The organism is Nocardia rosealba (assembly GCF_020216065.1).
Lineage (GTDB): Bacteria > Actinomycetota > Actinomycetes > Mycobacteriales > Mycobacteriaceae > Nocardia > Nocardia rosealba.
The window spans coordinates 88,707-111,286 of record NZ_JAIWNA010000008.1 but is presented as its reverse complement, the minus strand read 5'-3'; the positions used below and the strand labels follow the sequence as shown (position 1 = coordinate 111,286).

The 22,580-nt window shown below is 68.8% G+C and carries 19 protein-coding genes; 9 read left to right on the top strand and 10 right to left on the bottom strand.

Annotation, left to right across the window (positions count from 1 at the left end; all coding sequences use genetic code 11):
- Window positions 1–13 precede the first annotated feature (13 nt).
- Together LDL21_RS25030 and LDL21_RS25025 are read right to left on the bottom strand one after the other, a co-directional pair.
- On the bottom strand, window positions 14–649 hold the full coding sequence (locus LDL21_RS25030; RefSeq protein WP_067491188.1) for a response regulator: 636 nt from the start codon (window positions 647–649) through the stop codon (window positions 14–16).
- A gap of 250 nt (window positions 650–899) precedes the next feature.
- The gene (locus LDL21_RS25025; RefSeq protein ID WP_225282122.1) at window positions 900–2,243 is read right to left on the bottom strand and encodes an ATP-binding protein; all 1,344 of its coding nucleotides are present in this window, start codon (window positions 2,241–2,243) and stop codon (window positions 900–902) included.
- A 645-nt stretch (window positions 2,244–2,888) separates the two neighbouring features.
- On the opposite strand from LDL21_RS25025, the gene LDL21_RS25020 reads away from it, so the two are divergent.
- The 4 genes from LDL21_RS25020 to LDL21_RS25005 all read left to right on the top strand — a co-directional run bounded on the left by LDL21_RS25020 (window position 2,889) and on the right by LDL21_RS25005 (window position 9,475).
- Entirely contained in the window at window positions 2,889–3,518 is a 630-nt protein-coding gene (locus tag LDL21_RS25020) for an MspA family porin (protein ID WP_225282003.1), read from the top strand.
- Between the two features lie 88 nt (window positions 3,519–3,606).
- On the top strand, window positions 3,607–7,434 hold the full coding sequence (locus tag LDL21_RS25015) for an nSTAND1 domain-containing NTPase (RefSeq protein WP_225282002.1): 3,828 nt from the start codon (window positions 3,607–3,609) through the stop codon (window positions 7,432–7,434).
- A gap of 66 nt (window positions 7,435–7,500) precedes the next feature.
- The gene (locus tag LDL21_RS25010; protein WP_308017169.1) at window positions 7,501–9,276 is read left to right on the top strand and encodes a PspC domain-containing protein; all 1,776 of its coding nucleotides are present in this window, start codon (window positions 7,501–7,503) and stop codon (window positions 9,274–9,276) included.
- On the top strand, window positions 9,269–9,475 hold the full coding sequence (locus LDL21_RS25005) for a hypothetical protein (RefSeq protein ID WP_225282000.1): 207 nt from the start codon (window positions 9,269–9,271) through the stop codon (window positions 9,473–9,475). The genes LDL21_RS25010 and LDL21_RS25005 overlap by 8 nt, the downstream gene beginning before the upstream one ends.
- Window positions 9,476–9,551: 76 nt before the next feature.
- Here the strand turns inward: LDL21_RS25005 and guaA are convergent, their stop codons facing one another.
- Window positions 9,552–11,123 carry a glutamine-hydrolyzing GMP synthase gene (gene guaA, locus LDL21_RS25000; RefSeq protein WP_067641286.1) on the bottom strand — a complete coding sequence of 524 codons (1,572 nt, stop codon included), beginning with the start codon at window positions 11,121–11,123 and terminating at the stop codon, window positions 9,552–9,554.
- A gap of 132 nt (window positions 11,124–11,255) precedes the next feature.
- On the opposite strand from guaA, the gene LDL21_RS24995 reads away from it, so the two are divergent.
- The gene (locus LDL21_RS24995; RefSeq protein ID WP_225281999.1) at window positions 11,256–12,056 is read left to right on the top strand and encodes an alpha/beta fold hydrolase; all 801 of its coding nucleotides are present in this window, start codon (window positions 11,256–11,258) and stop codon (window positions 12,054–12,056) included.
- Here LDL21_RS24995 and LDL21_RS24990 read toward each other — a convergent pair.
- Together LDL21_RS24990 and guaB are read right to left on the bottom strand one after the other, a co-directional pair.
- Window positions 12,053–13,207 (bottom strand): GuaB3 family IMP dehydrogenase-related protein, encoded by a 1,155-nt coding sequence (locus LDL21_RS24990; RefSeq protein WP_225281998.1) that lies wholly within the window; start codon window positions 13,205–13,207, stop codon window positions 12,053–12,055. The genes LDL21_RS24995 and LDL21_RS24990 overlap by 4 nt on opposite strands.
- 336 nt (window positions 13,208–13,543) lie before the next feature.
- A complete protein-coding gene (guaB, locus tag LDL21_RS24985) occupies window positions 13,544–15,088 on the bottom strand; it encodes an IMP dehydrogenase (protein ID WP_305082689.1) in 1,545 nt (514 codons plus the stop codon).
- A 214-nt stretch (window positions 15,089–15,302) separates the two neighbouring features.
- Between guaB and LDL21_RS24980 the strand changes: the two genes are divergently transcribed.
- Window positions 15,303–15,716, top strand: coding sequence for a DUF5319 domain-containing protein (locus LDL21_RS24980; RefSeq protein ID WP_022567296.1), 414 nt, complete (start codon window positions 15,303–15,305; stop codon window positions 15,714–15,716).
- 130 nt (window positions 15,717–15,846) lie between these two features.
- Here LDL21_RS24980 and LDL21_RS24975 read toward each other — a convergent pair whose 3' ends face one another.
- The 3 genes from LDL21_RS24975 to LDL21_RS24965 form a co-directional block, all read right to left on the bottom strand.
- The gene (locus LDL21_RS24975) at window positions 15,847–16,797 is read right to left on the bottom strand and encodes an anti-sigma-D factor RsdA (RefSeq protein ID WP_308017168.1); all 951 of its coding nucleotides are present in this window, start codon (window positions 16,795–16,797) and stop codon (window positions 15,847–15,849) included.
- 109 nt (window positions 16,798–16,906) lie between these two features.
- Window positions 16,907–17,485 (bottom strand): sigma-70 family RNA polymerase sigma factor, encoded by a 579-nt coding sequence (locus tag LDL21_RS24970; protein ID WP_067490881.1) that lies wholly within the window; start codon window positions 17,483–17,485, stop codon window positions 16,907–16,909.
- Between the two features lie 156 nt (window positions 17,486–17,641).
- Window positions 17,642–18,472: a hypothetical protein gene (locus LDL21_RS24965; RefSeq protein WP_225281996.1), complete on the bottom strand. Its 831-nt coding sequence runs from the start codon at window positions 18,470–18,472 to the stop codon at window positions 17,642–17,644.
- A 621-nt stretch (window positions 18,473–19,093) separates the two neighbouring features.
- Between LDL21_RS24965 and LDL21_RS24960 the strand changes: the two genes are divergently transcribed.
- The 3 genes from LDL21_RS24960 (at window position 19,094) to LDL21_RS24950 (ending at window position 20,395) form a co-directional block, all read left to right on the top strand.
- Window positions 19,094–19,387, top strand: a complete 294-nt coding sequence (locus LDL21_RS24960; protein WP_022567299.1) for a WhiB family transcriptional regulator — start codon at window positions 19,094–19,096, stop codon at window positions 19,385–19,387.
- Window positions 19,388–19,524: 137 nt separating this feature from the next.
- Window positions 19,525–20,142, top strand: a complete 618-nt coding sequence (locus LDL21_RS24955; protein ID WP_210740784.1) for a sigma-70 family RNA polymerase sigma factor — start codon at window positions 19,525–19,527, stop codon at window positions 20,140–20,142.
- A 1-nt stretch (window position 20,143) separates the two neighbouring features.
- The gene (locus LDL21_RS24950; RefSeq protein ID WP_225281995.1) at window positions 20,144–20,395 is read left to right on the top strand and encodes an RskA family anti-sigma factor; all 252 of its coding nucleotides are present in this window, start codon (window positions 20,144–20,146) and stop codon (window positions 20,393–20,395) included.
- Window positions 20,396–20,451: 56 nt separating this feature from the next.
- On the opposite strand, the gene groL is transcribed toward LDL21_RS24950, so the two are convergent.
- Both groL and groES read right to left on the bottom strand, forming a co-directional pair.
- Complete coding sequence (gene groL, locus LDL21_RS24945) at window positions 20,452–22,065, bottom strand: chaperonin GroEL (protein ID WP_225281994.1); 1,614 nt, start codon at window positions 22,063–22,065, stop codon at window positions 20,452–20,454.
- Window positions 22,066–22,144: 79 nt separating this feature from the next.
- Window positions 22,145–22,444 (bottom strand): co-chaperone GroES, encoded by a 300-nt coding sequence (gene groES / locus LDL21_RS24940; protein WP_067490891.1) that lies wholly within the window; start codon window positions 22,442–22,444, stop codon window positions 22,145–22,147.
- Between the last annotated feature and the right edge of the window lie 136 nt (window positions 22,445–22,580).

Sequence of the window (22,580 nt, the reverse complement as noted above, 5' to 3'; positions counted from 1 at the left end):
CGCCCGGGACCGCTCACTCGATGCGGCGGCGGTGTGCCCATCTGGTCAGTGCGTTGCGGTTGGACTGCTGAGTTTTGCGCAGCACGTTCGAGGCGTGGGTTTCCACGGTTTTCACCGAGATGAACAGGCTTTCGGCGATCTCGCGGTAGGTGTATCCGCGGGCGAGCAGACGCAGGACTTCCAGCTCGCGCGGGGTCAGTGAGTCCAGTTCGGGGTCGAGTGGCGGTTCGGGGACCGGGGAGCGGCCGGTGAACGAGTCGAGGACGAAACCGGCCAGCCGTGGACTGAACACCGCGTCACCGCCCGCGACGCGGCGGATGCCGTCGGCCAGCTCGGCGCCGGAGATGGTCTTGGTGACATACCCGCGTGCGCCCGCCCGGATCACCGCGATCACGTCCTCGGCCGCGTCCGACACGCTCAGCGCCAAACACACCGGGCCCGAGGCGATTCCGCTCAGCACCGCGACACCGCCGCCGTCGGGCATGTGCACATCGAGCAGCACCACGTCCGGTTTCGCGGCATCGATCCCGGCGACGGCCTCCGCCACGGCCCCGGCCTCACCGACCACCTCCATGTCGGCTTCCCGGCTCAGCTCCGCTCGCACCCCCGACCGGAAGACCGCGTGATCGTCGACCAGAAACACCCGCACACTCACTCGAGACTCCTCATTCGAACCGCGAACCTGATGCTCATCGGTACCACACCACGATGTCCGCACGGCGCGATCGGGGGCCATCAGCGCCCCCATCATGATGTCCGCGCGACGCAACCGGACCATCAGCGGTCACACCACGACATCCGCGCGGCCGCAACCGGACCCTCCACGGCCACATCACGACATCCGAGCGGCGCAAGCCCTCCCACCGCCACCACCATGTCCGAGCCGCGCAACCCGGCCGTCAGCGGTCGACCGGATGATCACGGTGCGCCTGATCCAGGCGCAGAGCGACGGTCGGCGAATCGGCGTCGGTCGGCTGTTCCTCGTCGCTCGGCTCGGAGGTTCCGGAGTCCGTACGCGGCATGACGATCCGCACCTCGGTACCGCGCCCGACGGTCGAGTCGATCTCGGCGGTACCGCCACGCCGCTCGACGCGCGCGCAGATCGACTTGGCGATCCCGCGCCGGTCCGCGGGCACCGACGACACGTCGAAACCAGCGCCGCGGTCGCGCACGAAGATGCTCACCTGGTGCGGTTCGGTTTCGGCGAACAGGTCGATCTCGGGCACATCGGCGTGCTTGGCCGCGTTGACCAGCGCCTCACGGGTGGCGCCGAGCAGGGCCGTGAAGTGCTCCTTGGGCAGCCCGGCGCCGGTGTCGCCGGGGTCCATCGCGACATCGCCGACGGTGACGGGGGTGACCTTCACACCGTGCTGGTCCTCCACTTCGCCGGCGATGGTGCGCAGGGCGGCGGACAGGCTCGAATGCGCGGGCGCGGCATCGTCGAAGAGCCATTTGCGCAGTTCGCGTTCCTGGCTGCGGGCCAGGCGCAACACTTCCTGGGGATCTTCGGCTTGCCGCTGGATCAGCGCGAGGGTTTGCAGCACCGAGTCGTGCAGGTGAGACGCGATCTCCTCGCGTTCCTCGTTGCGGATGCGGGCGCCGCGTTCGGCGTTGAGCGCGCGGACCATGCGCAGCCACAGCGGCACCGTGAGCAGGCCCGCGCCGACCAGGGTGACCGCCACCGCGATCAAGGCCGAACCGAGCGAGCTCAGGTCGATACGGGCCAGCACGACGACACCGAGCCCGAACACGATCAGCGTCGCCCCGGCCACGATGCGCGACCAGGTGACCACCGACGGTCGCGCCGGCAACCCGAACAGCGCCCGGGGTCCCGGCGCGGCCACATCGTATTCGCGCCACACCAGCGCGGCACCGACCGCCACTACGACGACCGGCACGATCACCTTCGCCGCCGTGCCCTGGAACAACCAGCCGACGGTGACCGCGAGCACCATCCCGAGCAGCGCGAGCCCGATCGCCTGCCTGCGCTCGTCGCCGGTCGGTGCGGTCGCGTCGCCACCGGCGGGGGTGAAGATCCACAGCAGGCCGTAGGCCACCAGGCCCGCACCGACCAGCGCGGACAGCAGCACGAACGCCAGCCGCACCTTGAACACGTCGACGCCGAGGTGATCGGCCAGGCCGCCCGCGACGCCACCGATCACCCGGCCACCGGTCCGCCGGACCAGCCGGGGAGTCGTCGGCGATGCCGGGTCGCCGGGTTCGGACGCGGGAACCGGGAGCACACCGGGGAGATACCCGCGCGGCACGCCATAACCCTGCGGCGGGACCGGCGAGTAGCCGACGGCTGGACGGTACGGCGGCGGCCCGGGCAGGTACTGCGCGCCAGGACGGTACTGCTGGGCGACTCCGTACTGCTGAGCCCCGCTGTACTCCGGGCCGCCACCGGGCTGCTGGGCCGCTCGGCGGTACTGCCGGACAGCTTCGCGATACCGCCTGCCACTTGGCCGAGGCGCCACGGGCCCCGGCATGCGCGCGGAGCCGTTGATCCCGGGGGCGAAGCCGGGCCCGGGTAGCCCCTGGGCGGCGGTGCGGGTGGGAACAGACGGATCCATACTTCGATACTGGCACGCGGGAGCGGTGGCCGACATCAGGAAAGACCCTGATCTGTGCCCCGATGTCCCCGATTCCGTGCCGACCTGCGGCGCACCCTGTCCGGTCCGGACAAAAATCAGCGATGACCTGCGTCTATCCGCAAACCGGGTGCAGGAGGGGAACACCGACGGCGGATGCCGGACCGGAAAACCGAAAGTGCCGCCCCCAGCAGGGCTTTCAGCGTTCGCACCGGTATTTCGAAAGCCCGGGCGCAGATGATCTTCCTACGTTGATGGCAGGCCGGAACCACGGCCGCCGCTTCAGGGGAGGAACACGTGAACATCATCACCACCGTGCTGGGTGCCGCCACCATCGGACTGAGCACTCTCGGGATGACACCGATCGCCTCGGCCACGCCGATGGCACCACACGAATCGACCTACCACGGCCCCGAGGGCTTCCAGCTCACCATCGGCCATACCGACCAGTCCTACCGGCTGGTCCCCCCGCTCAACGCCATGCCGACCAACCGTGAGGTGTTTCTGAACAACACCGCCTACGTCACCGCACCACCCGGTGCGACCGGTGACCTCAGCTCCGGTTACCTCGTGGCCTGTGCCGTCGACCTGGAATTGTCGGTCGGCCTCGACGGCGGGATCTCGGTGGACGCGGGGGCGAGCGTCGGATTCGGCTCGTCGGGTCCCGACGCCTCGGTCGATATCGGTCCGTCGATCTCGGCGGGTCTGGATCTGAGCCTGTCGCTGGCCCCCGGCGAGATCAAGAAGATCGACATGGGATCGATGCCGTTGAGCTCGGGCACCACCTACCTGGTGAACCGCGACTTCCACCTGATGGTCGGCAACTGCGGCGGCCCGCTCAATATCTACTCCTGGGCGACGGTCACCGCCGGAACCGGTCAGGTCGAGGCCACGAACTCGGTCTTCGGCGACACCATGTTCCTGTAGCCGAACCGGGAACCCGGCGCCCACGCCGGGTTCCCGGGTGGGGCGAATATCATTGCGGTGGTCATCTTTTCATCGAACGGGGGGTTCGTTGACTGTCATCGACAGTGAGATCTCGTCGCCACGTGCGCTTTTCGCCCAGCGCTTCGGCGAGCTCTACGCCGCGGCTGGCAACCCGACCCTGCGCCGGGTCGCCGCGGCCACCGAGCGGCGCATGCGCAATGCCCGATCGGGCACCCCGTCGGCGCAGCGGATCAGCGACTGGAAAGCCGGTCGCAATGTTCCCGCCCGCTTCGAATCCCTGCTGCCCGTGGTCCTCACGCTCGTCGAGATGACCGAGAAGGCCCAGCGCGACCTGCCACGCGCCCTCGCCGACCCGCACGAATGGCGACGGCTGTGGCAGGAATCGGTCACCTGGACGGCGACGGCGGGCGACGACCACACCTGCCCGTATCCCGGCCTGCGCGCCTACCGACCCGAGGAGCACACCTTGTTCTTCGGACGCGAGCAGGCCACCGCCGATTTCGCCGCGCTGGTCCGCGACACCACGGGCCTCGTCGTGCTGATCGGGGCGTCGGGGGCGGGCAAGTCCTCGCTGCTCGCCGCGGGCCTGCGACCGGCCATCGAGCTGTCCGCCGTCACGATCACGCCGGGCGCGACACCGGCCACCGCCCTCGATGCCGCGCTCGGCGAGGACCCGGCCGTGCTGATCGTCGACCAGTTCGAGGAGTTGTTCACCCTCTGTGAGGACGAAGCCGAACGTTCGGCGTTCCTGACCTCGCTCACCGAACTCGCCACCCGCGACACCGAACCGCGCACAGTGGTCCTGGCCCTGCGCGCCGACTTCTACGAACCGTGTCTGCACTATCCCGTGCTACGGAACAGCTTGCAGCACAACAGCTATCTGCTCGGCGCCATGTCGATAGACGAGGTGTCCCGCGCGATCACCGGCCCTGCCGCTGCCGCCGGGCTCACCCTCGAACCGGGGCTCGCCGAACTGGTTCTCGCCGAATTACGCGGGCTCGGTGAGCATCTCGACGGTTACGACCCCGGCACGCTGCCGCTGCTGTCGCACGTGATGGCTGCGACCTGGCAGCAGCGGGAGGGGCGCAAGCTCACCGTGGCCGGGTACCGCAAGGCCGGTGGGGTCGCGGGGTCGGTCGCCGAGACCGCCGAACTCGCGTGGAGCGAGCTCACTCCCCCACAGCAGAGTGCCGCACAGGAACTGCTCGGCGCGCTGGTGACCGTCGGGCAGGACACCCGCGACACCCGGCGCACCGTCGACCGCGTCGAATTACTTTCCCGCAGTGGCGATTCCGAGGCGGCTGCGCAAGCGCTCGACGTGCTTGCCGCCAGCCGAATCGTCACCGTAGACGCCAGCTCCGTGCAGCTCACCCACGAGATCGTGCTCACGGCCTGGCCACGGCTGCGGGGCTGGATCGATGCCGACCGAGTCGGGCATGCGGTCCGCCAACGGCTCGAGCGCGACGCGATCGAATGGACAGTCGCCGGGCAGGATCCGGCGCTGCTGTATCGGGGTACCCGGCTCGACCGGGTGGGCGAACACGTCGGCCGCGCGCCCGACAACCCACAGGTGCGAGCCTTTCTACAGGCCTCACGGCGCGCGGCGCGCAATGGCAACCGACGGCGGATCGTGGCGATCATGGTGGTGTTCGCTCTGCTCGCTACCGGTGTGATCGCCTTCGACCGCACCCGGCTCGCCGACCAGCGGGCGCTCGACCGCGACTACGCCGAGCTGGTGGCCGCCGCCCAGCGCACCAGAGCTACCGATCCGTCCGTCTCTGCCCAGTTCCTGCTGGCCGCGTATCGAATCCGGCCCGACGATGCGACCCGCACCCTGCTGCTGAACAGCCAAGATTCGCCGTCGGCGGTCACCGTGCCCGCCCACGAACGTGGGATTATGCGGCTCGCCTTGCGCCCGGCCGACGCGTTGCTGATCTCGATCGACCGCGCGGGCGATGCGGCCTTCTGGGACCTGCGTGAACCCGCCCGTCCTCGGCGCCTGACCGGCTCGTTCGGCACGAAGATCGCAGAGCTCGTCTTCATTCCGGGCAGCAATGACGCCGTCACCCTCGGCCGCTCCGGCACCCAGCTGTGGGATATGGCCCGCCCCGAAACACCGCGCCTGATCCACACACTCGAAACCCTCCATGCGGAGGTGATCGCCGTCGATTCGACCGGAACCCGGCTCGCCGAGGTCGGGGTCTCGTCGTTGACGATCTGGGACGTCCACGACCGCAGTCGTCCCACCCGGGCCGCGACAGCCGCGCTGTCCGGCGAACAGCACACCGTCGAGTTCGTGCCCGGCGGCACCGTACTCGCGATCGGCACCGTCACCCACGACGACGGCGTCGCCGACACCGTCCAACTGTGGGATGCCACCGCCGCACGTCCCGTCGGCCACCCGATAGCCACCGCCGGTCGCGACTACCTGCAGTCCTTCGCCCTCAGCCCGGACGGCGCCCGCCTTGCCATCGGCACACACGGTGCGAACGGCACGAGCAGTGCGCCGTCGAACAGGTTGGAGCTCTGGGATATCACCGATCCACACCACCCTCGCTCCTACGGCGCCTCGACCAGGGTCGACAACGATGTGCTGGTCGCCCTCGCCTTCCACCCGGACGGAAACCTCCTGGCCACTGGCTCCGACGAGGCCGCGCGATTGTGGAACATCGCCGATCCGGCCCAACCCGTTCAAGCCGGGCCCGCGCTGTCGGTGAGTCCGGCGGCCTGCCCACAGGCTCGGCTCGCGCTCTGCAACGGCGGGCCACGAACGATATTGTTCCTCCCCGGCGAACCGGTACTGATGGGGGCCGGAGACGACGGACTGCTACGCACCTGGACGCTGCCGCGCTCGACGATCGACGTGACTCCCAGAATGCCGTCGGGCCCGGTCTTCGACCGTACCGGCGACCGCATGGCCATGCTGACCAGGACCGGCGAGGTCGTCGTCTGGGATAGCACCGACATCGGCAGCCCGGTCAGAACGGCGACGATCCCGGGGACGCCGGGGCTGACCAACCCAGCTCTGAGCCCGGACGGCCGAACCTTGACGCTGCACGATTCAGCAGGCAGGCGCCGCGTCGTCTTCGACCTCGAGGACCCACGTCGACCACGCAGGCTGCCCGACTGGCCGACCGGCGACAACGACCAGTCGACTGTCGAAGGCAACCGGATGCTGCTCATCGCCCCGGACACGGTTCAGATGTGGGACGTCACCGACCGGTACCGCCCGAGACCGCTCGGCGCGCCGATCACGGCACGGATCGGAAAGGTCGTCAACGGCAGCTTCAGCATCGATGGGACGCGACTCGAACTGATGCTCTTCGACGACCGGGGACACTGGGACGTGCACTATCTTCGCCAGATCTGGAATCTGGACGACCCGGCACACCCGAAGCTGGTCACCGAAACCGACACCGACATGACCACCGCGCTCGTGCCCGCGCAATTCCTGCCCGACAACCGGACCATCGCCGTCACCCAGGGCGACCACTTCGGCCTGCGGGACACCGACGATCCAGAATCGTTCACTCCGCTCGTCGACGCGGTGCGCACCGAAGTCGCACCGATCAATTGGATATCCACCGACGCCGACAGCACCGAACTGGTGATCTCCAGCGACGACGGCACGACCAGCCTGTGGAACGTCGCCGACCGACGCGCCCCGCGGCACCGGCTCGGCCCGCTCGGGCCCGCCGACGGCCGCACCAGGCAGGTGACCATGCACCCACGCGGCGAACAACTCGTGCTCGTCACCGATGACGGCCAGTTCGGCGTCTGGGACCTCGACCCCGAAGCTGTCGCCGCCCGCATCTGCGCGAGCACAGGCATGCTCACCGAGGCGGTCTGGCGTACCCACGTCGCGCACGGACCGTACCGCGCACCCTGTTCCTGAACCCCGGGCAATTTTCAGGGTTCCCCCCGATGCGTCCGAGGGGTCGCACAGCACACCATGGAACCCATGAGCAGAACGAGCTTCGGCGATCAGGTTCAGCAGATGTGGCACACGCGGCCCGTCCGGCTGCCCCGGCAGGGGCCGATCGCCGGTGTGGCCGCCGGGTTCGGGTTGCGCTACGGCGTGGATCCGGTGCTGTTGCGGGTGGCGTTCGTGGTGTCGACCATCTTCGGCGGGGCGGGGATCATCCTGTATCTGCTGGCGTGGCTGGTGCTCGGCTCCGCGGGCAACGAAGCGTCGGCGGCCGAGTCGCTCAGCGGGCGTGGGTCGCATTCGCAGACCAAGACGATCGTGTTGATCGTGGCGCTGGCCATCGCGGTGTCGACCATGGGCCCGATGGGGTTGGGGCTCGGCGGTGGCGGCGTGGTCAGCATGGGCCTGATGCTGGCCGGGTGGTGGATGCTCTATCTGCGTCATCCCGAGCTGCCCGCCGGTTTCGACAGCCATCGCGCCCCGCTCGGCACCACTGGTTACCCCGGCGCGGGGTACCCGAATGCGATGTACCCGTACACCGGCGAGGGGATGTACACGCCGTACACCAAACTCCCCGACGCCTACGTCCCCGATCCGGCGACGACCGTGCTCCCCCGCACGGAAAACCGCGCGGCGACAGCGGAATCCATGCCGTTGCTCCGGGTCGACGAAGCCGAGACGATAGCACTGCACAAAGACAGCGACGTCGCACCCGCACAGTCGTCGACTACCGTCGGCGAAACCGCGTCTGCCCGCGCAGATGCCGAATCTTTCGGCAGCACTGCGACTTCCGAGCACACCGATGCTCGCCCTTCCGCGCCCATCGACGCAGAACTCGAGGACGCACCGAAACCTGACGAATTCGGAGCGAAGCCGACAACAGATGCCGGCATCCAGCAGATCTCGGGAGCGGACGCGGAAGGCCGAGAGACATCGGCAGCAGACGCCGAACTCCGGCCGGTGCCGACGGCGGACACAACCCCGACCGCAGGCCACGAGTCCGGCGACGATCGATCCATCATCGATCTCGCGAAGCCAGACCCGACCGCCCGACCCGAACCGACCGGCCTGTCGACGATCGGCGACACCGCGATCCTGCCCAAGACCCCGGGCAGCCCCCACCTGCGCGCCCAGGTACCCCCCGGCTGGGACCCCCTGGCCGTGGCCCCGCTGGCCTGGGAGCTTCCCGAAGCCGTCCCCACCTTCGCCCCCGTCGCCCCGCAAGCACCGAAACGCCCGCGCTCCCGGCTGACGCCGATCACCATCGGCCTGGCCATCCTCGCCGCCGCGGCAGCGGGTGCGGCCGCCGCGTCGGGCGTCGAATGGATGACCCCCGCCCGCATCGCCGCCTTCGCCCTCGCCGTCGTCGGCCTCGGCCTCGTCGCCGGCGCGTTCCTGCGGCGCGGCTACGGACTGCTCGTGCTCACCGCACCGCTGGCCGGCTTCGTCCTGCTGGCCTCGCTGATCGGGCCGATCGACTTCGAGAACAGCGGCAATGTGGGCGACCGTGTCTGGGCACCGACCTCCGTGCAGGAACTGCAGCCCCGCTACGCCCTCGACATCGGTTCGGGCACATTGGATCTGCGCGGCCTCACCCTCACCGAATCACGAAGCGTCGAAGTCGCGGTGAACATCGGCGATACGAAAATCAAGCTGCCAGAAGGGATGACGGTGAACACCACCTGCGACATCCGCGTCGCCGACAACCCGTGCGACGAGGGACTGAGCGGACCGAACACCCCCGGCGCACCGGTCCTGGACCTGCACATCACGATGCACCTGGGCGACGTGGAGGTGACCCGTGGCTGACTCGACGAAAACCGAACGCCGCCCGGCCCTTTCCCTGCTCGTCACCGGACTGCTCGCCCTGGCGGTGAGCGTGTGGGCCCTGCTCGGCGCACCGACCCCCGACGGCGGCGGCATCGTGCCGATGGGCTGGGGCGTGGTGATCGTCGCCACCATCGTCGGCCTGCTGCTCGTCCTCTCCCCCCGCCGCAAACGACACTGACGAGAACAACGACATCGGAAACGAGAAATGGCCCGTCATCAGACGGGCCATTTCTATTTCAGGGGCAACCCCTGACTCACTCCCACTCGATGGTGCCCGGCGGCTTGCTCGTCACGTCGAGCACTACGCGGTTCACCTCGGCCACCTCGTTGGTGATGCGGGTTGAGATGCGTTCGAGCACGTCGTAGGGCAGGCGGGTCCAGTCCGCGGTCATCGCGTCCTCACTCGACACCGGACGCAACACGATCGGATGACCGTAGGTGCGACCGTCACCCTGCACACCCACCGAGCGGACGTCCGCGAGCAGCACCACCGGGCACTGCCAGATCTGCTTGTCCAGTCCGGCTGCGGTGAGCTCCTCACGGGCGATGGCGTCGGCCTGACGCAGCAGGTCGAGCCGGTCGGCGGTCACCTCGCCGACGATGCGGATGGCCAGACCGGGACCCGGGAAGGGCTGGCGCGCAACGATTTCCTCGGGCAGACCGAGTTCGCGACCCACCGCACGGACCTCGTCCTTGAACAGCAACCGCAGCGGCTCGACCAGCTCGAACTCGAGATCGTCGGGCAGGCCGCCGACATTGTGGTGGCTCTTGATGTTGGCGGTGCCGGTGCCGCCACCGGACTCGACCACATCCGGGTACAGCGTGCCCTGCACCAGGAACTCGACCTTCGGTGCCGTCCCGTCGCCACCCTGTTCGGCGACGATGCCCGCCACCGCGTCCTCGAAGGACCGGATGAACTCGCGGCCGATGATCTTGCGCTTCTCCTCCGGGTCGGAGACGCCCTTCAGCTCACCGAGGAACTTGTCGACCGCGTCGACGGTGACCAGCTTGGCCCCGGTCGCGGCGACGAAATCGTGCTGAACCTGCTCGCGCTCGCCCGCACGCAACAGACCGTGGTCGACGAACACACAGGTGAGCCGGTCACCGATGGCACGTTGCACCAGCGCGGCGGCGACAGCGGAGTCGACACCGCCGGACAGCCCGCAGATGGCGTGGCCGTCACCGATCTGGGCACGCACGTCCTCGATCAGGGCCTCGGCGATATTGGCCGGGGTCCATGCCGCGGGAATGCCTGCCAGCTCGTGCAGGAAGCGGCTCAGCACCTGCTGGCCGTGCGGGGAATGCAGCACCTCGGGGTGGTACTGCACGCCGGCCAGCCGACGCGCGCGATCCTCGAACGCGGCGACCGGCGCACCGGCGGTGGTGCCGGTGACCTCGAACCCCTCGGGGGCGTCGGTCACGGCGTCGCCGTGGCTCATCCACACCGGCTGGATGGTCGGCAGACCGCCGTGCAGCACACCACCGTCGATATTGAGTTCGGTGCGGCCGTATTCGCGGGTTCCGGTGTGCGAGACGGTGCCGCCGAGGGCCTGCGCCATGGCCTGGAAGCCGTAGCAGATGCCGAACACGGGCACGTCGAGGTCGAACAGCCGAGCGTCGAGCTGCGGGGCGCCCTCGGCGTACACGCTGGACGGGCCGCCGGACAGGATCACCGCGAGCGGCTGCTTCTCGGCGATCTCCTCGACCGTCATGGTGTGCGGAATGACCTCGGAGAACACCCTGGCCTCACGCACCCGGCGGGCGATCAGCTGGGCGTACTGTGCGCCGAAGTCGACGACGAGGACCGGTCTCTGAGTTTCTGCCACCTGCCCAGTTTAGTGAGGGTGACAGACGGCCGAGCACGGGGCATCGATGCGACGCCACGCCACGCTGTGACAGACCACGACGCACCGTCAATCCTTGCGCGGGGCGGGGCGGGGCTGGCTATCCTCGTGCTCGTGCCATTCGCCCGCGCGATCGATGCCGACATCTACTACGAGGACAGCGGTGGCACGGGTCCGGTGGTGTTGCTCGCCCACGAATTCTTCATGGACCGCACGATGTTCGACGCGCAACAGGCGGCACTCGCCCCCGAATTCCGGGTCGTCGCGTGGGACGCGCGCGGCCACGGCCGCACCAGGGACCAGCGGCTACCGTTCACCTACTGGACCGCCGCCCGCGACGCGCTCACCGTGCTCGACGCGCTCGGCGTCGAACGCGCGATCGTCGGCGGCACCGCCCAGGGCGGGTTCACCGCGCTACGCACCGCGCTCGTCGCCCCCGAACGGGTGGCCGCGCTCGTCCTCATCAGCACCGAAGCCCACGGGCCCACCCGTGAACAGTCCACCGCCACACAGCGTTTCCTCGACGAATGGCACGAGCGGGGTTCCCGCGAGGAAGCCGCGACCCAGCTCGCCGACTGGCTCATCGGCGACGACGACCACTACCGCGAGATCTGGACCCGCCGCTGGGTCGGCGATGCGCACGACGGGCTCGACGCCGCCGTCGGCTGCCTGCTCGGGCGCGACTCGGTGCTCGAACGGCTGCCCGAGATCACCTGCCCCGCGCTGGTCATCCACGCCACCCACAGCGGTATCGCCGGGAAAAGGGCCCGCATGCTCGCCGACGGCCTCACCGCCTCCACCTACGTGGAGATCGACGGCGCCCGCCTCGGTGTCACGATGACCCACGCGGAACCGGTCAATGCCGCCATCGGCCGGTTCCTGCGCGAACGAGTGTCACTGGCCCACGTCCGTTAGCGGACGCTGAGCCCGACCTTCTGGAATTCCTTGAGGTCGGAGTAACCGGCCTTGGCCATCGAGCGACGCAGCCCACCGACCAGATTCAGCGAACCGAACGGGTCGTCGGACGGGCCGTAGAGGACGCGCTCGAGGCTGGGGCGTTCGGTCGCGCCGTCGGGGCCGTCGAGCCACGACTCGTCGACCGGAAGGAACGAACCGCGCGGCACCGAGGGGTGCGCGGTGGCCGAGGGCCAGTACCAGCCGTGACCCGGCGCCTCGGCCGACACCGACAGCGGCACACCGAGCATCACGGCGTCGGCGCCGCAGGCGATGGCCTTGGCCAGCTGGCCGGAGGTCGCCACGTCACCGTCAGCGATCACGTGCACGTAGCGGCCGCCGGTCTCGTCGAGGTAGTCGCGGCGCGCGGCGGCCGCGTCGGCGATGGCCGTGGCCATCGGCACACCGATGCCGAGCACCTCGCCGGTGGTGGTGGCACCCGGGAAGGAGCCGTATCCGACGATGACGCCCGCCGCACCCGTGCGCATCAGGTGCAGGGCGGTGCGGTGATCGCTCACGCCACCGGCCACGACCGGCACATCGAGTTCGGCGATGAAGGTCTTGAGGTTGAGCGGTTCGCCGTCACCGACGTGCTCGGCGGAGATGATGGTGCCCTGCACGACCAGCAGCTCGACACCGGCCTGCACCAGCGCGGGGGTGAGCGCGCGGGCGTTCTGCGGGCTCACCCGCACAGCGGTGGTCACCCCGGCGGCGCGCACCTGGGCCACGGCGGCGGCGAGCAGGTCGGGCTGCATCGGGGCGGCGTGCAGTTCCTGGAGTAAGGAGATCGCGCGTTCGTAACCCCCCTTGTCGACCAGATCGATCAGCTGATCGATCTTGGCCTGCACATCGGCGTGCCGCGCCCACAGACCCTCACCGTTGATCACACCGAGGCCACCACGACGACCGAGCTCGATCGCGAACTCCGGCGAGACCAGCGCGTCGGTGGGGTGCGCGAGGACGGGGATCTCGAAGCGGTAGGCGTCGAGCTGCCAGGCCAGCGAGACCTGCTTCGACGACCGCGTCCGCCGCGAGGGAACGATATCGACGTCGTCCAGCTCGTACGTCCGACGAGCGACGCGCCCCATACCGATCTCGACCATGTCACGCACAGTTGCTCCTGTGTTTTTGGAGCGCTGGCGCGCTCGAGTTCGCGGCCCCTGATGGGCCGCCGGTCAGGCACCGCGGCTTGCTCCTTCGTCGCCTACGCCACGGCCCCGGTACGGCCGCCCGGGCGCCGGCGGGCGGCGGGGGGGGGGCCCCCCCCCCCCCCCCCCCCCGCCCCCCCCCCGCCCCCCCCCGCCCCCCCCCCGCCGCTGCGCGGCGACCCCTCCTCGAGGTCGGGGTGTGCGTGGCCGGGAATGCAGTAGGCGACGGATGCGAAGCCAGCCGCACCGCCGCTGTGCGCCGGGAGCGTACCCCCCGGCGCACAAACGCATCTATTGTACTCAGCCGCGGCCGGTGTAGTTCGGGGCCTCGACGGTCATGGTGATGTCGTGCGGGTGGCTCTCCTTGAGGCCCGCGGCGGTGATCTGCACGAACTGGGCGTCCTGCAGGTGCTCGATGTTCTGCGAACCCGTGTAGCCCATCGCGGCGCGCAGGCCGCCGACAAGCTGGTGGATCACCTGGTTCACCGGGCCACGGAACGGGACACGGCCTTCGATGCCCTCGGGGACCAGCTTGTCCTCGGCGAGTACGTCGTCCTGGAAGTAGCGGTCCTTGGAGTACGACTTGGCCTGGCCGCGGCCCTGCATCGCGCCGAGCGAACCCATGCCGCGGTAGCTCTTGAACTGCTTACCGTTCACCAGGATCAGATCGCCGGGCGACTCGGCGGTGCCCGCGAGCAGCGAGCCGAGCATCACGGTGGACGCACCGGCGGCGATGGCCTTGGCCACATCGCCGGAGTACTGCACGCCACCGTCGGCGATCACCGGGACACCGGCGGGCTTGCACGCGGCCACGGCCTCGAGGATCGCGGTGATCTGCGGCGCACCGACACCGGCCACCACGCGAGTGGTGCAGATGGAGCCGGGACCGACACCCACCTTGACAGCGTCCACGCCCGCTTCGACGAGCGCGGCGGCACCCGCCCGGGTGGCGACGTTGCCGCCGACGATCTGGATGCGGTCGCCCACTTCGGCCTTCACCTTGGCGACCATCTGCAGCACCTGCGACTGGTGCCCGTGCGCGGTGTCGACGATCAGCACGTCGACGCCCGCGTCGGCCAGGGTCATCGCGCGCGACCAGGAATCCTCACCCACACCGATCGCCGCACCGACGAGCAGACGGCCGTCGCGGTCCTTGGTGGCGTTGGGGTACTGATCGGTCTTGACGAAGTCCTTGACCGTGATGAGCCCGCGCAGGCGGCCGTTGCCGTCGACGATGGGCAGCTTCTCGATCTTGTGGCGGCGCAGCAGACCGAGCGCGGCCTCGGCGGTGACGCCCTCCTGGGCGGTGATCAGCGGTGCCTTGGTCATCACCTCGTCGACGCGGCGGTCCTGATCGACCTCGAAACGCATGTCGCGGTTGGTGATGATGCCGACGAGCGAACCGGTCTCGTCCACCACGGGCAGGCCCGAGATACGGAAACGGGCGCACATGGCGTCCACGTCGGCGAGGGTGTCGTTGGGACGACAGGTGACCGGGTCGGTCACCATGCCCGCCTCGGACCGCTTCACGGTCTCCACCTGGGCGGCCTGGTCGGCGGCCGACAGGTTGCGGTGCAGCACACCCATGCCGCCCGCACGCGCCATGGCGATCGCCATGCGCGCCTCGGTGACGGTGTCCATGGCCGAACTCACCAGCGGGGTGCGCAGCGTGATGTCACGCGTGAGCCTGCTGGAGGTCTCGACGGAGCTGGGGATGAGATCCGAGGCGGCAGGCAGCAACAGCACGTCGTCGAACGTGAGGCCGAGCATGGCGATCTTGGTCGGATCGTCGCCACCCGTAGGAGGGCGCACCGCGATTCGTTCGCCCGACACGGGATTACTCATTCGGATCGACCCCTCCTGGTCGTCGGAGTACCGACGCAGGAGATGACGCGCGTCGGTGCTGAGCGGAAAGCTTGATGGTCGGTGAGAACAAGCTCGCCGACGCCTGCATTCCATGGTATCGGTCGGCCGTGACACGCTGTGCAGTGAGCCCTCGCGCAAAACTTGCCAGGTGCATCGCTGGCGCAGACCGGCCACCACTGCGTACCGTGGGGTTGTGCGTGACCATCTACCACCTGGCCTGCCGCCGGATCCCTTCGCCGGAGACCCCTCCGACCCGTCTGCCGCGCTCGATGCCATCGAGCCCGGTGAGCCGCTGGATCCACATGAGCGCCTCGCGGTCGAGGAAGATCTCGCCGACCTCGCGGTCTACGAAGCCCTGCTCGCCCATCGTGGCATCCGCGGGCTCGTCGTCAGCTGTGAGGACTGTCGGCAAGATCACTACCACGACTGGGACATGCTGCGGGCGAATCTGCTGCAGCTACTCGTCGACGGCACTGTACGGCCGCACGAGCCCGCCTACGACCCGACGCCCGAGGCGTACGTCACCTGGGACTACTGCCGTGGCTATGCGGACGCCTCGATGAACGAGGCCTTCCACGGCGACGGATTCGACGGGTTCGACAACTGAGCGCTCACTGATCGGCGGACCGAGCACGTGTGGTCCCGCGTGAGTCGCGCACGCGCCGGACGACCCCCGATACAGACAACAACGAAAGAGGCCCCGAACCACAGTGGTTCGGGGCCTCTTTCGTTGTTGGTCAGGGAGTGCCGGGAAGCGACGGGATCGAGATCGTCGGAACGGCCGTCGGCACAGGCTGCGTAGGCGGAACCGCCGTCGGAGCTGTCGGCGGCGGTTCTGCGATGGTCGTCGGGGGTTGGGTCGGTTCGACGGTGACCGGCGGCGGAGTCGGCGGCACCGTAGTCACCGGGGGCGGCGACTGGTCGGTCGGTTTGGGGTCCACGGTCTCCGGAGCAGGCGTCAGCATGATCTCCGGCGGCACGGTCGGATCGGTCGTACCCGAGTTACCCGGGTCGATCGGCGCCGAGGGGTCGGTGGTCCCCGGCTTGGCCGGCGACGGAGAAGGTACGGACGACGAAGACGGCGCGGTGGTACCCGGCAGCGGCGCGGGCGGCAGCAGCGACCCGAGTTCGGGCGCCTGCTTCACCAACTGATCGCGCAGCAGGTTCCAGCGAGCCAGCAGGTCCTCGCGCTTCTTCGGGTCGCTGACCTGATCGGCGGTCGCCGAGGCCTGCTCCAGCTTGGCGCGAGCCTGTTCCGGATTGCCCGCGGCGATCATGTTCTGCGCGGCGACCAGGTCGTCGTCGGCGCGAGCCACGACGGTGGTCTGTGCCTGTTCACTGAACACGACTTCCTTGACCCGCCACAGCGGATCCCCGGGTGCCGCACTGTAGGAGAATGCCGTGATACCGCCGAACACCACAGCCAGTGCCGCGGCGGACCCCAGCAGGGGCCGGACCAGACGCAGACGTCCGCGCGAGGAAGCTCCGGTTCGAACCTGCCTGGCACCGATCTCCTGATCGACCGCCGCGAAGACGGTGTCGAGATCGGGGCCCGCCGGCATCGGCTCGGCCAACAGATCGGCCCGCCAATCCGCGAGCAGTGAAGCCAGCTGGAACTCCTCGGTGCTGTCGGTATGCACCGGGCCGTCGCTCGCGATCGCGTCGATCAGCGCATCGTCGCTGCGCACCGCCGCAATGTCGACCGGACCGGAATCGCCGGCATCCTCGGCGGCGTAGGGACCGCTGTCGTGCGACCCACGCCAAACCTTCCGGTCGCCTCGACCGCGCTCGCCATCCCTAGCCATACATTTCACCTGCCCTCGCCACTTGTGACTTCAGTTTTGCGAGTGCCCTGTGCTGGGCCACCCGTATCGCCCCCGCCGTGCTGCCCACGGCGACTGCGGTTTCCTCTGCTGACAGACCCATCACCAGTCGCAAGATCAGGATTTCCCGATGTTTCTCGGGGAGTGTGGCGAGCAGAGTGTTCATCTGCCTGCTGGTCTCCGAGTCGAGAGCTCGCTGTTCCGGTCCGTGGTCGGTGGATATGACATCTGGTACTTCGGCCATCGCCTCCGCCTTGTTACGGGCGGCATTGCGGTGGGCGTCGGCGACCTTGTGCGAGGCGATCCCGTACACGAAGGCCATGAAGGGCCGACCCTGATCCTGATAGCGGGGCAGGGCGGTCATCACAGCCAAACAGACCTCTTGCGCAACATCGTCCGCGGAGAGCTGTCCGCGCTCCGCGGCACCGATCCGCGCCCTGCAGTAGCGAACCACCAAGGGACGGACCAGTTCCAGTACCTGAGCTAAAGCGGTCCTGTCGCCCTGCGCAGCCGCAGCGACGGCGAGGTCCAACTCTTCGCCCATATGCGTCATCGTCAGAGATTTTCCTGGCGTTACGAGTGGCGCGGTCACATGTGACCGAGCTTCCACCGATGTGGCGGAACGGAACTAACAATAGCGACCCGATGATCACCCGCCAGCGGCCCCGGGTTGTTCTGAGGGTGCTCTCAGGAAGATCGCCGGACGGCCTCATCGAGGGGACGACCGGAAGTCTCCCCCGAGGGAACGGATTCGGGTGGCGTGATCTGCGGCTTCGTTCGCAGCGGCCGCCGCGACGGTCGGCTCCGCGGCCACTCCGGCACGCAGCATCGCGCACGCCCAGCGCAGGGGCAGCAGGGCATTGTCGCGGCACTGAGAGTCGATTTTCTCGGCCAGTCGCGCGGCCGCCGCGAGCTCTCCCGCGGCGGCGGTGGCGGCCGCGACGAGCAGTGCCGATTTCACCCGGTGACGCACCGAGGGAAGGTCCTCGGCCAGCGCGGCGGCGCGAGTGGCGTCGTCCAGCGCGAATTCGCCCCGGGCCAGCGCGGTTTCGGCGCGGACCCAGTGCCAGCGCACCCGGGCCCGGGCAGGCGCCTCGTCGAGCAGCGGTTCCACCCGGCCGAGCAGCCGGGTGGCCAGGGCGAGGCGGCCGGTGCCGAGCGCGTCGGCGGCCAGACCGGTGTAGGCGTCGGCCAGGGCCTCGGCGCGGGCGGCTCCGGTCGCGGCGCAGGCGAGGCGGGCCGCGCGCCCGTCGTTGGCCGAGGCGGCGCCGTGCCAGCCGAGCTGGCGCAGCAGTGAGCCCGTGGTGCTCTCGACCAGTGAGGCCAAACCCGGATCGAGGCGGGTGCCGGCGAGTACCCGCAGGTCGGCGCGGGCGGCGGCGTAGTAGCCCTGCCCACCGAGGGCGACCGCCCGGTGCCAGCGCGAGCGCGGGTCGGCAGGCTCCGGCAACTGTGCAGCGGCCCGGCCGGGGGTAGGACCGAATGCTGTCGAAGCGAGGATTTCGGAACCGATATCCGCCGATGAGGCCGCAGTATGCACGCGGTGACTCTAGCTCCCGATGGTCCTCGTCGTTTCTCGTGATATGTCACGACCACGGCCGGGCAGCAACCGTTCAGCTTTTCTTTCCGGGGCCGATGTTGCCATCAGGTAAATCTCCGCTCCCGGATGCCCTCGCCGCAAAGTCTCGAATTCACATGCGTTTCTCGCAATTAACCTGAGAGTCCTCTTTGCGCCATGTCCGAGGTTACGGTCGCGAGAGCCACTGTGACCCGGCGCACCACGCTGAGCGGGGCATCGAGCCCTCGAAATGCGCCGAAAAGGCCGTCACCAGGGGAAATAGCCGGAGGCTTCCACAGAGTCACACGACCCATCCATAGCCAACCGAACAGTATGGACGGGCAGGGAGTGAAATGTAAACAGTTCGCAGGTTAAATTTCAGCGTTGACGATTTGCTGAACCAATGCGCGGAACTATTGACGGAATTTCCCGCCGAGCCCTAACGTAGCTCATCGCCGGGGACGGCGCCGCGCGAAATTGCAGCGACCATCCACTCGGCACCGTCAGGCACCGTCGAGCCGGCCACTCAACCGAGGGGCCGCGTTGACCTGCCGCACCACTCGCTCGACAACGCTGACGAGCTCGCACCACAAGGAGTTCACCATGCCCATGCCCACCCACCTCCCCGGTCCGAACGCCGACGTCTGGGATTGGCAGATGCGTGGCTCGTGCCGCGGCCAGGACTCGGCCGTCTTCTTCCACCCCGACGGCGAACGTGGCCGCGCCCGCACCGCGCGCGAGATGCGCGCCAAGGAGATCTGCCGGGCCTGCCCCGTACTCATGCAGTGCCGCACCCACGCCCTCAAGGTCAGCGAGCCCTACGGCATCTGGGGTGGCATGTCCGAGACCGAGCGCGAGATGCACGCCCGCCGCAACCGGCGGCGCATGGCGGTCTAGAGCCCTTCGCGGAACCCTCCGCAAATCCGTTCCCATCCATCCTGCGTGGGGCGCCGAATTCCTAGCAAACAGCTGGCACCCGATTCGAGGCACCCCGCTCGCAGGGGTGTCATAGCCTCGGGCTACATTCGTGACCGATGACACAGAATGGGTTCCGAAGCGAAGCCTTCCCACCGAGCGTGGATTCTGCGGTTACCGCACGCGCGGCCGAAGGAGTCGAGCTAGCTGCACTGTTGGAACGATGCGGCCTTGCCGACCAGCAAGCCTTTGCCGAACTGTACGACCGGACCTGCGCCCGCGTCTTCGGCCTGATCCTGCGGGTGCTCCACGACCCCGGGTACGCCGAGGAGACGACGCAGGAGGTCTACCTTCAGATCTGGCGCACCGCAACGAGTTTCGACCCCGCCAAGGGGTCGGCGGTGACCTGGCTGATGACGCTGGCCCACCGCCGCGCGGTCGACCGGGTTCGTGCCGAGCAAGCCCACACCCAGCGCGAGGTCGCGTACGGGATACGGGTACTCGGTCACGAATTCGACGAGGTCACGGAGGAGGTGGAACGCAGACTCGAACAGCAGGCCGTCCGGCGCGGGCTCTCGACATTGACCGAGACCCAGCGCGAGGCGATCTCGCTCGCCTACTACGGCGGGCGGACGTATGCGGAGGTAGCTCAGCACCTCGGCATCGGATTACCGACCGTTAAGTCCCGGATTCGGGACGGATTGACACGACTGAAGAAAAGTTTGGGGGTGACGTGAGATGAACGACGCCCAGATCGATCTCGCGCACACCGTCGCGCTCGGATTGATCGACGACGAAGACCATCACGCGATCCGGACCATCATCGATACCGAAGACCCCACCCTGTGTACCGAGTTTCTGCACGAGATCCGCGCCACCCGCGCGGCGCTCACCGAACTCTCGGAACTCACCGCCACCCCACCACCCCCGTCTCTGCGCGCTCGGCTACTGGCCGCGATCGAGGCCGAAGAACCACCCGTAGCCAGCTAGGCGCACAACGAAAGGCCCCCGGACCCAACTGGTCAGGGGGCCTTCGTCATGTCAGCTCAGTGCGCGTGACCGTGGTGGTGCCCGTGGTCGTCGGCCTCCTCGGCCGGCTTCTCCACGATGGCGCTCTCGGTGGTCAGGATCATCCGGGCGACGGACGCGGCGTTCACCACGGCCGAACGGGTGACCTTGACCGGGTCGACGACACCGTCGGTGAGCAGGTCGCCGTAGGTGAGGGTAGCGGCGTTGAAGCCTTCCTTGCCCTCGGCCACCTTGCTGACCACCACGGCGCCGTCGAGGCCCGCGTTGGTGGCGATCCAGAACAGCGGCGCCTCGAGGCCCTTGCGGACCACCTCGACGCCGACGGCCTTGTCACCGGTCAGCGAGTCACGCAGCTCCACGAGGGCGGCGGCGGCCTGCACCAGCGCCGAACCACCACCGGGGACGATGCCCTCCTCGACCGCGGCCTTGGCGGCGGCGACCGCGTCGTCGACGCGGTACTTGCGCTCCTTGAGCGCGGTCTCGGTAGCCGCGCCGACCTTGATCACCGCGACGCCACCGGCCAGCTTGGCGAGGCGCTCTTCGAGCTTCTCGCGGTCCCAGTCGGAGTCGGTGGCCTCGATCTCGCGGCGCAGCTGCGCGCTGCGGGCCGCGATGTCGGCCTCGGTGCCCGCACCGTCGATGAGGACGGTCTCGTCCTTGGTGACGACGACGCGACGCGCCTGGCCGAGCTGCTCGAGGGTGGCCTCGCGCAGGGTGACGCCGAGATCGGGGTTGATCACGGTGCCACCGGTGACGACGGCGAGGTCGTCGAGGAACGCCTTGCGGCGGTCACCGAAGAACGGCGCCTTCACCGCGACGGCCTTGATGGTCTTGCGGATCGAGTTGACCACCAGGGTCGACAGCGCTTCGCCGTCGACGTCCTCGGCCACGATCAGCACACCCTTGCCGGACTCGGCGATCTTCTCGAGCACCGGCAGCAGATCGGGCAGCGAGCTGATCTTGTCGCGGTGCAGCAGGACATAGGTGTCCTCCAGCACGGCCTGCTGGGTCTCGGGGTCGGTCTGGAAGTAGGGCGAGAGGTAGCCCTTGTCGAACTGCACACCCTCGGTGACGACGAGTTCGGTCTGCGTGGTCGAGGACTCCTCGACGGTGACCACGCCGTCCTTGCCGACGGTGGTGAGCGCCTTGCCGACCATCTCGCCGATCTCCTCGTCACGCGAGGAGACGGTGGCGACCTGGGCGATGGCCTGGGCACCCTCGACCGGGGTGGCCGCGGCGAGCAGCACCTCGGACACCTTCTCGGCGGCGAGCGCGATGCCCTGGCCGAGGGTGATGGGGTTGGCGCCCGCGGCGACGTTCTTCAGGCCGGCGCGCACGAACGCCTGGGCCAGCACGGTGGCGGTGGTCGTACCGTCGCCCGCGACGTCGTTGGTCTTGGTGGCGACGCTCTTGACGAGCTGGGCGCCGAGGTTCTCGAAGGGGTCCTCGAGGTCGATGTCACGCGCGATGGTGACACCGTCGTTGGTCACGGTGGGGCCACCGAAGGCCTTGGCAAGGACCACGTGGCGGCCACGCGGGCCGAGGGTGACCTTGACGGCGTCGGCCAGCTTGTCCACACCGCGTTCCAGTGCCCGACGAGCCTGCTCGTCGAACCGGATCTGCTTGGGCATTTAAAAGCTCCTGTGTTTTAACGCATTCCGCCCCGGGGTCACGAAGACGCCGGGGCGGAACGCTGGTGCGGCGTCGGCCTTACTTGGTGACGACGGCCAGGATGTCGCGCGCCGAGAGGATGAGGTATTCCTCGCCCTGGTACTTGATCTCGGTGCCGCCGTACTTGCTGTAGATGACGACGTCGCCTTCCTTGACATCGACGGGGATGCGGTCACCCTTTTCGGTGATCCGGCCCTCGCCGACGGCGATGACGGTGCCCTCCTGGGGCTTCTCCTTGGCCGTGTCCGGGATGACCAGGCCGGAGGCCGTCGTCGTCTCGGCCTCGTTGGCCTGGACGAGGATCTTGTCCTCGAGCGGCTTGATGTTCACGCTCGCCACGTTGAGCCCTCCACTTTCAGGGGAATTCGGTTGTCCGGAACTGTTGCCCCGGACCGGGTTCGGTTCAGCATGCGACCCTGCGCGCAGGCCCCGTCGTCGCGGGTGCCGGGACTCCGAGCCCAGTAGTCGTCGATGG

Coding starts and splice junctions, on each gene's coding strand:
- LDL21_RS25010 (WP_308017169.1), top strand. CDS start 7,501: ATGAGCAGAACGAGCTTCGGCGATCAGGTTCAGCAGATGTGGCACACG.
- guaB (WP_305082689.1), bottom strand. CDS start 15,088: ATGAGTAATCCCGTGTCGGGCGAACGAATCGCGGTGCGCCCTCCTACG.
- LDL21_RS24970 (WP_067490881.1), bottom strand. CDS start 17,485: ATGACGCATATGGGCGAAGAGTTGGACCTCGCCGTCGCTGCGGCTGCG.
- LDL21_RS24960 (WP_022567299.1), top strand. CDS start 19,094: ATGCCCATGCCCACCCACCTCCCCGGTCCGAACGCCGACGTCTGGGAT.
- LDL21_RS24955 (WP_210740784.1), top strand. CDS start 19,525: ATGACACAGAATGGGTTCCGAAGCGAAGCCTTCCCACCGAGCGTGGAT.
- LDL21_RS24950 (WP_225281995.1), top strand. CDS start 20,144: ATGAACGACGCCCAGATCGATCTCGCGCACACCGTCGCGCTCGGATTG.
- groL (WP_225281994.1), bottom strand. CDS start 22,065: ATGCCCAAGCAGATCCGGTTCGACGAGCAGGCTCGTCGGGCACTGGAA.